Source organism: Streptomyces sp. NPDC052016 (genome assembly GCF_044548445.1).
Classification (GTDB): domain Bacteria; phylum Actinomycetota; class Actinomycetes; order Streptomycetales; family Streptomycetaceae; genus Streptomyces.
The window spans coordinates 100795-116050 of sequence record NZ_JBIUBX010000013.1; the positions used below are offsets into that span (position 1 = coordinate 100795).

Below are 15256 nucleotides of genomic sequence, written 5' to 3' on the forward strand. Positions count from 1 at the left end.
TTCCGGGGGCCTCGGCATTGCAGCCGCCGCCCCCCTGCCACGGCGGTCGATCGGTCGACTTCGCCAGGCGAAATGAACACCGGGTGGATTCGCCGTCTCTTTCCGCTGAACGGATTTCCCGGGGGCGGTCCGTTCCGCGGCTTCCGGCAAAAGCCTCGCCCTGCGAGTTCGCGTCGCATGTGGCGGCTGGGAAATCCGCGTCCGGGCCGAGGAGGGGTGATCACGATGGGATAACGCCCAGATGAATGGACTGGTCAATACGTCGACAAGGAGTTCGACGAACCGTCAGGCTCCCACCTGATCATCCGTTCGTCCTGTGGGGGGGCCGTGCCGGCGTACCGGAGACTCGCGCGCAACTTCCTGATGCCAAGACTCCTGCGTTCACGCTGGGGCAAGGCCATCGCACTCGCCGTGACCGCGGTCATCGCCCTCGGTTCGCTCGGCATCGCGGGCGCGGGGATCCCGCTCCTCCCGGAGAAGCCGGCCGCCGCCAAGGGCCCCGGCCAGCGCTGGGGCAGCGCCGAGGGGCTCAGCCACGTGGCCGGTGGCAAGCGCAACGACGACGCGCCGCGGTCCCTGCGCGCCAAGTACCCGCTGAAGAGCCCGTCCGCCGCCCGGCCCACGGTCCGCAAGAACGCGGTCGAGGTCACCACGCCGGCGCCCGCGCAGGTCAAGGGCTTCGACCGCAGGACCAGCAAGGAGATCGTCTCGGAGCGGGACGCCCGCAGCCGTACGTACGCGAACGAGGACGGCACCCGCACCAGCGAGGTCTCCACCGAACCGATCAACTACCGCGACGACCAGGGCGTCTGGCGGCCCATCGACAGCGACCTGGTCGAGCGGACGGACGGCTGGGCCAACACCGCCGACTCCGTCGCCCTGCGCTTCGCCGGCCGGGCCGACGCCGGAGAGCTCGCGTCCGTCACCCTGCCGTCCGGTGAGTCCTTCGGCTACGGGCTGAGCGGCGCCGCCTCCGTGGCCGGCACCGCGGACGGCGCCCGCGTCGCTTACGAGCGGGTGCTCCCCGAGACCGACCTCTGGCTCGACTCACAGGCCGGCGGCGTCAAGGAGACGCTCGTCCTGAAGTCGGCCACCGCCCCGAACAGCTTCGTCTTCCCGCTCCGCCTCGAGGGCCTCACCGCCAGGATCGACGGCGGATCGATGGTGCTCACCGACGCCCAGGGCCGCACCCGCGCCGTCGTTCCCGCCGGGTTCATGGAGGACGCCGCCCACGCCGTCTCGCACGCCGTGACGTACGAACTCGTCCAGCGGCAGGACGGCGGCCAGGCGCTGAAGGTGACCGCCGACCGGGACTGGCTCGCCGACCCGGCCCGTGCCTACCCCGTCCGCGTCGACCCCTCCGTCGACACCACGTCCGCCTCCACCTCCATGACGGTGCGCAGCGGCGGCTCCGTCGTCGGCTCCAGCGAACTGCACGTCGGCAAGGGCCCGGACGGCGCCTCCGCCGCGTACCTCGGCTTCCCCGGACTCGACGAAGAGCTCAGGTACCACCAGATCTTCGGTGTGCAGCTCCAGGTCGTGAACTTCGACTCGGCCTCCTGCAAGCCGCGCCCCGTCTCCGTGCATCCCGTGACCGAGTCCTGGACCGCCGGCACGGGCACCGCCTACCCCGGCCCCTCGGTGGGCGGCGCGCTCGCCTCGAAGTCCTTCGCGTACGGCTACATCGGCTTCGGCCAGTCGCGGTCCGCCTGCCCCGCCGCCGGTGAGCTCTTCGACCTCGGCAAGGGCGGACGTGACCTGGTGCAGCGCTGGGTGAACGGCACCCAGGCCAACAACGGCCTGTCGCTGCGGGCCTCCGCCACCGACCCGCTCGGCTTCAAGAAGTTCACCGGCCACGCCACGGCCAACCCGCCCAAGCTGTACGTCACCCACTCGCCGTACAACGCGTCCTACAGCTTCCCCAAGCCCGTCCCCGACCCGCCGGTGCTGCAGAACCAGAACGGGAAGGTCAAGGTCTCCGTCACCAACAAGGGCGCCGAGACCTGGACGCCGTCCACCTACTACCTGGCCTACCGGGCGTACGACAGCAAGGGCAAGCTGGTCACCCAGCAGCGCGCGGGCAGCCTCACCGGCAACGTGCCCCACGGCGCCAAGACGACCGTCGAGGCCACCATCAAGGCGCTCCCGCCGGGCGTCTACATGCTCGACTTCACGATGGTCCGCCAGGGCGGCAAGGTCTTCACCGACGAGCACGTGCCACCGGGCCGGCTGACCATCCAGGTCTTCGACATCGCCCCCGTGGTGAAGGAGCAGTTCCCGCCCAACGGCTACCAGGCCCAGACGCTGACCCCGCAGCTGTGGGCGGCCGGCACGGACATCGACGCGCCGCCCGGCTCCGCGCTCCAGTACAAGTTCGAGATCTGCGAGTCGGACAAGGACGGCAAGCCGACCGCCTGCACCACCTCCGCCTACCAGACGAGCTCCGCCTACCCGGTCCCGTCCGGGCGGCTGAAGTGGGGCACGACCTACCTGTGGCGCGGCTTCGTCAAGGACGCGACCAACGAGGTGCCCACCGCTCAGGTGGCGCTGGTCGCCGCCGTGCCGCAGCCCGAGATCACCTCACGGCTCTCCGAGGCGCAGGGCAAGGAGTTCGACCCGAACGTCGGCAACTTCACCTCCAGCGCGATCGACGCGTCCGTCGCCGGCGTCGGCCCCGAGCTCACCCTGATCCGCACCTACAACAGCCTCGACCCACGGCGTGACCTCGCCTTCGGCGCGGGCTGGACGACCCGCTACGACATGCGGCTCACACCCGACGACGACGGTACCGGCAACGTCGTCATCCGCTACCCCGACGGCCAGGACGTCCGCTTCGGCAGGAACGCCGACGGGACCTTCGCCCCGCCGCCCGGCCGCTTCGCCAAGCTGACCTTCGACTCGGCGACCAGCACCTACAAGCTGCAGGACAAGTCCGGCACGACGTACGACTTCAGCTCCTCCGGCCTGCTGGCCAAGATCACCGACCCGTACTCCAACGCGGTCACCTACACCTACAGCGCCGGGAAGATCGCGACCGCGACGAACAACCGGACGACCCGCTCGCTGACCTTCACCTGGACCGGCGCACACGTCACCAGGGTCCAGACGACCGCCGTCGACGGCGCCCCGCTGACCTGGACGTACACCTACACCGGCGACCTGCTGGACAAGGTCTGCGACCCACTGAACGGCTGCACCCGGTACACCTACGGCACGGGCAGCCACTACCGCACCACCGTGCTCGACTCCCGCCCCGAGTCCTACTGGCGCCTCGGCGAGGACGAGGGCACCGCCGCGAGCAGCGCCAACGAGGCCAACCTCGGCAAGGACCGCGGCACCTACCAGAACGTCACGCTCAACGCCGCGGGCGCGATCGCCGGCGACCCCGGCACCGCCGCAGGCTTCAACGGCACCACCTCACGGATCGACCTGCCCGCCGGCACGGTGAAGAAGAGCCGTGACGCCGCCGTGGAGGTCTGGTTCAAGACGATCGCCGCCGGCGTCGGCGGACCGCTGGTCGGCTACCAGGACAAGACCTGGGGCACCGCCCCGGGCACCGGTGTCCCCATGCTGTACGTCGGCACCGACGGAAAGCTGCGCGGACAGTTCTGGACCGGCGCCGTCGAGCCGATCACCGACATCACCAAGAACGTCAACGACGGCCAGTGGCACCACGCGGTGCTGTCCATGTCCGGCTCCACCCAGAGCCTCTACCTGGACGGGAGGCTCTCCGGCACCATCACCGGGAAGCAGCCCGTCCAGACGAACCTCACCCACAACCAGATCGGCGCCGCCCACGCCACCACACCCGCCTCCTGGCCCGGCTGGGGCTCCACCGCCGCCAGGTCCTTCGCGGGCACCATCGACGACGTCGCCGTCTACCACCACCCTCTGGGCTCCGCGGCCGTCACCGCCCACTACCGCGAGGCCGGCCGGACCGCCGACGTCCTGACGAGGACGACACTGCCGAGCGGCCGCATCGCCTCCGAGGTCCAGTACGACGCCTCGCGCGACCGGGTCGAGGAGTACACCGACCGCAACGGCGGCACCTGGAAGATCGGCACCCCCGCGGTCTTCGGCAACGACCGGGACCTGCGCCGCACCGTCGAGGTCCACGACCCGATGGACGCCCCGTACTTCTACGAGTACGACGGACTGTCCTCGCGACTGCTGCGCTACGGCGAGCCGATGGCCCTCGGCGCCCGCGAGCCCGTCACCGCGTCGCCGTCCCCGTCGCCCACCGACCCCGGCCAGATCTGCACCGAACCCGACCCGGGCGACCCGGCGTTCTGCACCAATCCCCCCGGGGACGGCGGCAGCGAGCCGGACTTCATCCGGCACCCCGTCGACGGCGTCGCCATCCGCTCCTTCGCCTACGACGACAACGGCTTCCAGACCGGCATCACCAGCGAGAACGGCGACAAGGTCACCCTCGGCCACGACGACCGCGGCAACGTGACCAGCCGCACCACCTGCCGGGCCGCGGGCGACTGCCAGACCTCGTACACCACCTACCCGGTGGCCACGGGCGACTTCGACCTGCGGGGCGACCAGCCGGCGGAGACCCGGGACGGCCGCTCCTCCGGCCCCACCGACAACCGCTTCCGCACCCAGTACACGTACAACACCAGCGGTGCCCTGCTCACCCAGACCGCCCCCGACGGCGGCACGGCCAGGAACACCTACACGACCGGCGCCGAACCGGCCGTCGGCGGCGGCAACACGCCCACCGGGCTGCCGCTGACCACCGCCGACCCGCGCGGGAAGACCACCCGCTACCAGTACTACAAGAACGGCGACCTGGCCTGGGTGACCGAGCCGTCCGGGCGGGTCACCAAGTACACGTACGACGCGCTGGGCCGCAAGCTCACCGAGACCGTCGTCACGGACGCCTACCCGAACGGCACCACGTCGACGTTCACCTACGACAAGCTCTCCCGGGTCGCCACCCTCACCGACCCGGCGGCCACCAACGTCGTCACCAGCGCCAAGCACCAGCAGAAGACCACCACGACCTACGACGCCGACGGCAACGTGGTGCGCACCGAGATCAGCGACCTGCTGGGCGGCGACGCCACCCGCGTGATGGCCTTCGAGCTCGACGACCACGGCCGCCCCGAGCGGGTCACCGACGCCGAGGGCAACGAGACCACCTACACCTACGACGTCTTCGGCAACAAGACCTCGATGGTGGACGCCAACGGCAACCACTTCGACTACGTCTACACGGCGCGCAACATGATGGCCGAGACCCGGCTGCGCGACTGGGACGACGACGGAGGCGACGAGGACTACACCGTCCTGCAGTCGTACGCCTACGACATGGGCGGCCGGCTGGTCCGGCACACCGACTCGATGGGCCGCTCGCTGATCTACCAGTACTACGGCGACGACCTGGTCAAGTCGATCACGCTCAAGGACTTCCGCAACCCCGACGGCACCAAGCGCGACATCGTCGTGGAGTCCAACACCTACGACGGCGCGGGCAACGTGCTGACCGAGACGTCCGCCAACGGAAAGCTCGTCACCCAGTACACGTACGACGCGGTCGGCCGGGTGAAGTCCGAGGTCACCGACCCCGGCGGGCTGGCCAGGCGCACCACCTACACCTACGACATCGCCGGCAACGTGGAGACGGCCGCCTCCAGCGGCTCCCCCTCCAACGTCCCCTGGCCGGTGAGCGTCACCGGCGACTCCGTCCGCTACCAGTACGACGACGCGGGCAACGTCACCCACGAGACCGTCGAGAACGGCACCGACCCGCGGACCACCGTCTACACCTACGACGACCGCGGACTCGCCACGTCCAAGACGGACCCGGCGGGCAACAAGGCCGAGTACGGCTACGACGAGCTCGGCCGGGCGACCTCCGTCACCGCGCCCGCGGTCCGGACCGAGTCCGGCGGCAGCGCCCCCGTCACCACCCGGCCCACCACCTACACCGGTTACGACACCTTCGGCGCGGTCACCGAGTCGGTCGACGCGCTCGGCCGCACCAACCGCACCTTCTACGACCGGCTCGGCCGCGCGGTCACCGCGACCGCGCCGGCCTACACCCCGCCCGGCTCGACGCAGACCGTCGCCCCGACGGTCACCAACAAGTACGACGCGCTCGGCAACGTCATCGAGACGACCGACCCGCTCGGCCGCGTGGCGAAGTTCCAGTACGACCGCCAGAACCGGCTCACCGTCAAGGACGTGCCCGTCGGCACCGGCGACGAGCGCGGGCAGTGGACGTACACCTACACCCGCACCGGACAGGTGCTGACGGTCACCGACCCGACCGGCGCCCGCGCCGAGACGACGTACGACGACCTCGACCGCCCGGTCACCACCACCCAGATCGAGCGCAAGCCCCTGCCCGGCGCCTTCACCACCCGCAACGAGTACGACGACGCGGGCAACGTGGTGAAGCAGACGTCCCCGAGCGGCGCGGTCAGCCAGTACACCTACGACGGACTCGGCCAGCTGACCAGGCTGCAGGAGCCGAGCGGCGTCATCACCCAGTTCGGCTACGACGCCTCCGGCCGCGAGGTGCGCCGCACCGACGGCATGGGCCGCACCTCGGCGAAGATCTACGACCAGCTCGGCCAGCTCGTCCAGGACCAGGACCTGGACCCGGCCAACGGCCAGCTCCGCAAGGTGAGCTACACCTACGACAAGGCCGGCAACCTGGTCACGTCGACCAACCCGCTGAACCGCACCACGACGTACGCGTACGACGCGATGAACCGGCTGACCAGCCAGACCGAGCCGGTCTCCGACACCAAGTCCATCACCACGTCCTTCGGTTACGACGCCCTCGGCAACCGCACCCGCTACACCGACGGCCGCGGGAACACGACGGTCTACACGGTCAACACACTCGGTCTCGCCGAGTCGGTGATCGAGCCCTCGACCGCCCGCGACCCCGCCCCGGAGGCGCGCACCTGGACGACGGCCTACGACGCCGTCGGGCAGCCCGTGAAGCTCACCGCGCCGGGCAGCGTGGTCCGCGAACGCGAGTACGACAAGGCCGGCCAGCTGGTCCGGGAGACCGGCAGCGGCGCCGAGGTGACCACCCCCGAGAAGCGGTTCCAGTACGACCCGGCGGGCCGGCTGGTCAAGGCCTCGTCCCCCAAGGGCGACAACACCTACGAGTACAACGACCGGGGCGGGCTGCTGAAGGCGACCGGACCGTCCGGCGACGCCACGTACGAGTACAACGACGACGGCCTGCTCACCGGCCGCACCGACGCGGCCGGCACCGCCCGCTTCAGCTACGTCAAGCAGCGGCTGGCCACGGCGACCGACCCGCTCACCGGGGTGCAGCAGAGTTACACCTACGACGGCGCGGGCGTGGTCAAGGAGGTCGACTACGGCTCGGGGCAGTCCCGCTCCTTCACCTACGACGACCTCGGCCGGCTCGACACCGACACGCTGAAGAACAGCGCCGGCCAGACGATGGCGTCGACCGACTACGGCTACGACACCAACGACCAGCTGACGTCGAAGACCACGGTCGGCACGGCCAAGGCCGGCAGCAGCACCTACGGCTACGACCAAGCCGGCCGCCTCACGTCCTGGACGGCCGACGGCACCACCACGGAGTACGGCTGGGACGACAGCGGCAACCGCGTGAAGAACGGCGCCAAGACCGCCACCTTCGACGAGCGCAACCGGCTGCTGTCCGACGGCGACTACACCTACGACCACACGCCGCGCGGCACGCTGGCGACCCGCACCAGCTCGGGACTGACGGAGGAGTTCACCTTCGACGCCTTCGACCGGATGGTGCAGGCGGGCGAGTCCGGAACGGAGTACACGTACGACTCGCTGGACCGCGTCGCGGCACGCAACGGCGTGGACTTCTCCTACGCCGGCTTCACACCCGACCCGGTCAAGGACCAGACCTCGACGTACGGCCGCGGCGCCGCCGACGAGCTCATGGCGGTCGCCGAGAACGGCGGCACGGCCCGGCTCACCCTGGAGGACAAGCACGGCGACATCGTCGGCAACATGTCGGCGACGAACGGCGCGGCGACGGCCCTCGACCGTTCCACGGCCTTCGACCCCTTCGGCCAGGTCCGCGGCACCGCGAGCGCCGAGGGCATGGACGGCAACGTCGGTTACCAGGGCGACTGGACCGACCCGGACACCGAACAGGTCAACATGCACGCCCGCTGGTACGACCCGGGCACCGGCGTCTTCGACTCCCGCGACTCCTACCAGTCCACCTCGGGCGCGTCGATCCTCGCCAACCGGTACACGTACGGCGCCGGCGCCCCGCTGGACTACACGGACCCGGACGGACACTTCCCCTGCTTCGGCTGGGGCTGGTGCGAGAAGAAGAAAAAGGCCGTCGTCAAGACGGTCAAGAACTCCTGGGTCTACAAGAAGGCGCGGTCCGTCTGGCACGGCGTGCAGTGGGCGGTGCGCAACCCGGGGGCCGCGCTCAGCAAGGCGCTGAGCTATGTCGGCAAGGCCGCCGACTACGTGTACCGCAAGTCGGGCCTGAAGACGGTCGTCGACGCCACCGTCAACGCCGTCAGGTGGGTCGGGCAGAAGACGGGCGTCACCCAGTGGGCCCGCGAGAAGGCGAGACAGGCCGCCCGAGCGGCCTACCAGGCCAAGGTCTACATCACCCAGAAGGCCAAGGCGGCGGTCTCCTACGCGGCGAAACACAACCCGATCCCGCAGATCGTCGCCGCGGCCAAGCCCCTGATCGCGGTCGGCAAGGCCATCGTCACCGGCGACCCCAACCTCCCGGCGATCGTCGTCGGCGCGGCCGTCCAGGTCGTCGCCGATGTCGCCAAGACCGTGGACGCCATCCGCGACGAGGTCGTCAAGCAGGTCGGCAGCGTCGTCGAGACCGTCTCGGAGGCGGTCGACTGGGGCGAGGTCTGGGAAGGCGTCAAGACGGTCGGCAACGTCGTCGGCGAGGTCACCGGCTTCAACGACATCAAGAACTGCGTCACCAAGGGCGACATGGAGGCCTGCGCCTGGGCCGCGGCCACCGTCGGCGCCGTCGTCCTCGGCGGCGCGGGCGCGGCGGCGGTGCGGGCGGCGCGGGCCGGGCGGACGGTGTCGAAGGCGGCGAAGTACGCGGACGACATCGCCAAGGCGGTGGAGAAGGCCGACGACGCGGCCGACAAGATCGAGACGGCGGTCGAGTGCACCAGCACGGCGATGGACGTGGCCTCGATGGCTTCCGCCAACAGCTTCGTGCCGGGAACCGAAGTCGTCATGGCCGACGGCAGCCGTAAACCCATCGAGGAGGTCGAGGAAGGCGACGAGGTCCTCGCCACCGACCCGACGACCGGCAAGACCTCCAAGCAGAAGGTCACCGACACGATCGAGGGCAAGGGCGAGAAGCACCTCGTCAAGCTCACGATCGACACCGACGGTGACAAGGGCGAGGCCACCGACACGATCACCGCGACCGCCGGTCACCCCTTCTGGGTCCCCGACCTGAAGAAGTGGCTCAAGGCCGGCGAACTCGAGCCCGGCCAGTGGCTCCGGACCGGCTCCGGCACCTGGGTCCAGGTCGACGCGGTCAGCGCGTGGACACAGCAGGCCGCGGTCCACAACCTGACGGTCGACACGGCGCACACGTACTACGTGGCGGCGGGCGAGACGTCGACCCTCGTTCACAACTGCGCCGCGGGCAAGGGCACCCGAGGCAACAAGGGCAAGTTCAAGCCGACGATCACGGTCCACCGGGCACAGGGCGACTGGAACATGGACGACCGCATCGCGGAAGCCACCGGCCTGCGCTACGAGGCGGCGGAAAGGGCGACGGGCAGGGCGAAGTCCCGTACCTACACGGCCGCCGTGCACAAGAAGACGGGGGACATCGCGGTGGGCTGCTCGGGCAACGGCAGCTGCGCCGAGCCGAACATCCTCGACCACACGGGCTGGGACGCGGACGACGTCGTCTTCACCAGGGCGCTCCGCCGGGAGGACTTCGAGGACGGGAACGGCAAGATCCTCAATGAGAAGGAGATCTGCATGACCTGTCAGGGCAACTATCCCGCCGACAACTTCGTGCACAGTGTCATCTACGACCCCAAGGGACCATGGATGATCGGGAAGTGATGAGGGCTTCGATCCTGGAACTGCGACGCCACGACTGGTCCGCACTGCGCTGCGGATGCGGGCAGTCGGGCGCGCATCTGACGGAGACGTTCAGGAGGTTGCTGGACGCCCGGAGCACGCAGGAGACGGTCGGGTACACGCTGGAGAACCATCTCGAGGTGCAGAGCATGCTCTTCGAGGTGGCCCCTCATGCCGTACCGGTGATGCTCGCGGCGCTGGGCGAGGATCTGCACGACTCCGTCAGGGGCCACTTCCTGGGGATGCTGGAGTACCTCGTGACGGGGGAGTCGCATCGAAGCGAGATCGAGTCCGGGCGCCCCGATCTGGAGGAGCGGTGCGTCGCCGCGGTGCGCGAGGGCATCGTGGTGCTGTACGCCGAGGCCGTGTCCGGGGATGCCGAGGCCGTGTTCGACATTCTGGAGTTCGTGGACGAGGACGAGGACCGGCTGGAGTACTACCGGTCCGTCCTGGCCGCGAACCCTGGGTGAGCGGTGGGGGAGACGGGTCAGCCGGTCTGGACAGGGGTGTCGGTGAACGTGACGGCCAGGTCCGACTCGATTCGGGCGGCGCAGGCGCGCAGCGCGGGCAGGAGGGCGTCCCTGGTGTGCTCGGGCGGCTCGGGACCGGCGTGCAGGGCGATGTTCACCGCTCCGACGGCTCGCCCGCTCCGGTCCCGCACCGGTACGGCCAGCGAGCGCAGCCCCGCCTCCAGCTCCTGCTCGACCAGGGCGTGTCCCTCGCGGGCGACCCGGTCCAGTTCGGCGGCGAGCGCGTGGCGCGACGTGAGCGTGTGCGGGGTGAGGGCCCGGGGGCTCAGCGCGTCGATCCGTTCCAGCCGTTCCGCCCCGGGCAGGTCCGCGAGGAGGACCCGGCCCATGGAGGTGGCGTACGCGGGCAGCCGCGTGCCGGGTGCGATCCGGGCGCTGGTGATCTGTTCGGCGGCGGCCCGGGCCACATAGTGGACCTCGGCGCCGTCGAGGACCGCGAGTGAGGCCGATTCCCGCACTCGTCCGGCCAGTTCGGTCAGATGGGGCTGGGCGATGTCGGCGAGGGTGAGGGTGGACAGCCGTGCGTATCCGAGCTCCAGGACCCGTGGTGAGGGCAGGTAGCGCCGGCCGGACTGTTCCGCGTAGCCCAGTTGACGGAGCGTCAGCAGGTTGCGGCGGGTGCTGGGATACGAGAGCCCGGCGGCCTCGGCGGCCTCGGCCAGGGTGAGTCCGCCGCGCTGCCGGCCGAGCGCGGTCAGGACGGCGAGGCCCCTGGCCAGCGCCTGCAGGAAGGACGGTCCCAGTTCGGGCTTGGCGTCGGTGTAGGCGGGGGCGGCGGGCGGCACCACGGCTTCCTCCGAGGTGCCGTACAACGCGTCCGCGATGCGCCCGGCCTCCTCCGTCATCGTGGCCAGTGCGTACTCGCGCAGTTCGTCGCCGCTGTGGCGGCTGGTGTGCGCGAGCACGCTGATCGCGCAGACGGGCCGGCCGTCGGGGTCGCGCACCGGGACCGCCAGTGCGACCAGGCCCGGGGCGACCAACTGGTCGTCCAGCGCCCAGCCGTGCGCGTCGGCCGCCGCGGTCCAGGCGGCGAAGTCGGTCTCCGTCCGCTCGGGAGGCACAGCGGCGCGGCGCGCGGGAACGGCCGGGAAGTTCTCGTCGAGGGGGTCGGCGGCACGGCGGGCCCGCCATGCCTCGTACGTGTCGGGCTGCCATCCGCCGGCGAGTACGGCACCGGCCGCGCAGCGCTCGGCGGGCAGCAGGTCGCCGACGCGGAAGCCCAGGGGAATCATCCGGCCGGGCGGGACGGCCGTGCCGACGATGCGTGCGTCGCAGCCGTCGAGGACGATCGCCGACACCGACTCGTCGAGGGCGCGGGCCAGCCGCTCCAGGCTCGGCCGCAGCGCGCGGGACATGCCGCTCGCGTGCAGGTAGGCGTTGCCGAATTCCATCAGGCGCGGGGCGGGGACGAGGTCGCGTCCCACGGTGCGCAGGTAGTCGAGGTGGGTCAGGGTCGCGGTGATCCGGTCGACGGTCGAACGCGCCAGGGCGGTCGCGCGGGCGAGGTCGCCCGGGCGCAGCGGATGGGTGGCCTCGGCCGCGAGTCGCAGCACGGCCAGTCCACGCTCCAGCGGGCCGGCTGCTTCCGCCGGAGAGTCGCCCGTCGCGGGACTCGCCGGCGCCGATGCCGTCGGTGCCGCCCTCGAAACGCCCGGCGCCATGGCACTTCCTCCTGTTCGTCGGCTTCCCGGCGCATGAGGCCGTACCCGTCTCGGAGAACGCTACCGGCCATTGACAGCGTCCCGGCGATCGCACAGACTCGGCGCACTCGCTGAATGAAGAGAAGTTCACTCAGCGCAAAAGACGACGGTCCGGTGTGCTGCGGGACGCATCCCGCCGGGCTGCCCCTGCCCCGAGGACTCCCATGAGCACTTCCGCCCAGAGCCGCGCGGATCTCGTCCGGCACAGCGCGTACGAGTTCGCGCTGACCACGGTGCTTCTCTTCACCGTGGTGAGCCTGATCCGATGGCTGGCCCACCCCGGGTCGCCGCTGGCCATCGGTGACCCGCGCACCCTCTTCGCCACCGCGGGACTCGCCGTCGCCGCGCTCATCGCGGGCTTGATGTACTCGCCGCCCGGCCGCGGATCCGGGGGCCACATGCATCCCGGCGTCACCGTCTTCCTGTGGTCGAGCGGCCTCTTCCCCTCCCGCGCCGTCCTCCCGTACGTCGCCGCGCAGCTCGCCGGATCCGTGGCCGGCACCGCGCTGGCCGGGCTGGTGTGGGGCGGGGCCGTGCGTCAGGTCGGACACGGAGCCGTGCACCCCGCACCCGGGACCGGTGCGGTCGAACTGTTCCTCGTCGAGGGCGCCGCGCTCGCCGCGGTGTTCGTCGCGGTGGCGCTGCTGATGACCAGGCCCTCCCTGGGGGCGCTGATCCCGGCGGCCATCGGCATCGGCGTGGGCGTGGTCGTCGCGACCCTGGGCACCGTGACCGGCGCGAGCATCAACCCGGCGCGCGCCCTCGGCCCGGCCCTGCTCTCCGGCACGTACGAGCACTTCTGGAACTACATGATCGCGCCGGTGGTCGCCCCGGCCCTCGTCGGCCTCGCCCACCGCGCCCTGCGCACCCGCCGGACCACCGCCCTCCCACCCGCGCCCGCCGAGGCCTGAGCCCTCACGTCCCCCTTCCCCACAGGAGCACTTCGTGTCCATCTCCCGAGGACTGATCATCAACGGCCAGGAGGTCCCCGCCTCCTCAGGCCGCACCGCGACCGACATCAACCCCTGGACCGGCGCCGTCTGCGCGGAGGTCGCCGCGGGCACCCCGGACGACGTACGCCGTGCCGTGGACGCCGCCGACGCCGCGTTCGAGGCGTGGGCCGCGACCAAGCCGGCCGAACGCCGCCGTGTCTTCCTGCGCGCCGCGCAACTGATGGCCGAGCGCACCGATGAGGTCGTACGGCTCATGGCCATGGAGGTCGGCGGCGTCGCCCCCTGGGCGGGCTTCAACGCCCACCTGGCCGCCGACATCCTGCTGGAGGCGGCGGCCGAGGTCAGCCGCCCGACCGGCCAGATCCTCGCCACCGACGCCGACGGCGTCCACTCCGCCCAGGTGCGGGTGCCCAAGGGGGTGATCGCCGCGATCTCGCCGTGGAACGCGCCGGTCATCCTCGGCGTCCGCGCGGTGGCGATGCCCATCGCGATGGGCAACACCGTGGTGATGAAGCCCAGCGAGGACGCGCCGATCGCCTGCGGCCTGCTGATCTCGGACGTCCTGCACGAGGCGGGACTGCCCGCGGGCGTGCTCAACGTCGTCACCAACGACCGCGCCGACGCGGCCGGGGTGGTCTCCGCGCTGATCGCCGACCCCCGGGTGCGGATGGTCAACTTCACCGGCTCCACGGAGGTCGGCCGCACCATCGGCGTCCAGGCCGCCCAGCACCTCAAGCCGGCCGTCCTCGAACTCGGCGGCAAGAACGCCCTGCTGGTGCTCGAGGACGCGGACGTCGACTACGCGGTGGACGCCGCGGTCTTCGGCTCCTTCATGAACGCGGGCCAGATCTGCATGTGCGTGGACCGGGTCGTCGTCCACCGCGCGGTCGCCGACGAGTTCACCGCCAAGTTCGCCGCCCGCGTCCGGGCGCTGCCCTGCGGTGATCCGAGCGTCCCGGGCACGGCGGTCGGCCCGGTCGTGAACGCGGCCGCCGCCCGCCGGGTCGCGTCACTCGTCGCGGACGCGGTCTCCCAGGGCGCGCGACTGGCCGCCGGCACCGGCGAGATCGAGGAACCGGGCACACTGATCCGCCCGGTCGTCCTCACCGGGGTCACCAAGAAGATGAAGATCTACTACGACGAGATCTTCGGCCCGGCGACCGTCGTCCACGTGGTCGACGACGCCGAGGAGGCCGTCGCGCTCGCCAACGACACCCCGTACGGGCTCACCGCGGGCGTGATCACCGAGAACCTGGCCAAGGGCCTGGAGGTCGCCGGCCGTCTGCGCACCGGCATCGTGCACGTCAACGACCAGTCCATCGCGGACGAACCGCAGGCCCCCTTCGGCGGCGTGAAGAGCTCCGGCTACGGCCGCTTCGGCGGACAGGCCGGCGCCGAGGCCTTCACCGACACACGCTGGGTCACCGCACAGGCCAGGGGCCACGCGCACTTCCCGATCTGACGGGCGAGAGCCTGGCGGGCCCGTCGGCGGACACCGGCGGGCCGGTCGGCGGACCTACCGACCATGACCATCGGTCATGGCTCCGGTGGGAAGGAGCCGCCGTGATGGTGCGGCGGCTCATGACCGCGGCCGTCCGTCCTCCGCCGCGGGACAGTACCGGGGTCAGCGGACGAGGGGGCGAACTCGCGCCACCGGTCCAGGGAAAGGCCGCTGTGGGTGGTGATGGCGTGGAGGGCGACGTCGGCGTCGGCGTCGTGGTGGGCCCTGGATGCGCCGGCCGATGGAGTCGGGATCGCCCCAGGCGACGACGGCGTCGTTGAGGCGGTCGCTGCCTCCGTGTGCGAGGTCGTCCTCCGTGAAGCCCTGGCGCCGCAGGCTGTTGGCGTAGTGGCCCGATCCGATGAGGGGGCGAGGAAGCCCCGGGCGGTGTTGCGGGCGCGCTCGGGGACACGGTCGACGACGACAGCCTGGCAAGGACCCGGCAGGGGGCCGGGCCCAGGACGGCGCGTGCGGTGT

The 15256-nt window shown here is 71.2% G+C and carries 5 protein-coding genes; 4 read left to right on the plus strand and 1 reads right to left on the minus strand.

All coding sequences use genetic code 11. The annotated features are described in order from the left end of the window. The first annotated feature begins 363 nt into the window (after nt 1-363). On the plus strand, nt 364-10077 hold the full coding sequence (locus tag ACIHAR_RS17965; protein WP_400020293.1) for a polymorphic toxin-type HINT domain-containing protein: 9714 nt from the start codon (nt 364-366) through the stop codon (nt 10075-10077). Continuing rightward, complete coding sequence (locus ACIHAR_RS17970) at nt 10077-10565, plus strand: hypothetical protein (RefSeq protein ID WP_365473318.1); 489 nt, start codon at nt 10077-10079, stop codon at nt 10563-10565. The genes ACIHAR_RS17965 and ACIHAR_RS17970 overlap by 1 nt, the downstream gene beginning before the upstream one ends. 17 nt (nt 10566-10582) lie before the next feature. On the opposite strand, the gene ACIHAR_RS17975 is transcribed toward ACIHAR_RS17970, so the two are convergent. After that, nucleotides 10583-12286 (minus strand): IclR family transcriptional regulator C-terminal domain-containing protein, encoded by a 1704-nt coding sequence (locus ACIHAR_RS17975; protein WP_365462366.1) that lies wholly within the window; start codon nt 12284-12286, stop codon nt 10583-10585. A 203-nt stretch (nt 12287-12489) separates the two neighbouring features. Between ACIHAR_RS17975 and ACIHAR_RS17980 the strand changes: the two genes are divergently transcribed. Both ACIHAR_RS17980 and ACIHAR_RS17985 read left to right on the plus strand, forming a co-directional pair. Further along, nucleotides 12490-13236 carry an aquaporin gene (locus ACIHAR_RS17980; protein WP_400020296.1) on the plus strand — a complete coding sequence of 249 codons (747 nt, stop codon included), beginning with the start codon at nt 12490-12492 and terminating at the stop codon, nt 13234-13236. Nucleotides 13237-13270: 34 nt separating this feature from the next. After that, nucleotides 13271-14740 carry an aldehyde dehydrogenase family protein gene (locus ACIHAR_RS17985; RefSeq protein ID WP_400020298.1) on the plus strand — a complete coding sequence of 490 codons (1470 nt, stop codon included), beginning with the start codon at nt 13271-13273 and terminating at the stop codon, nt 14738-14740. Nucleotides 14741-15256: the final 516 nt, after the last annotated feature.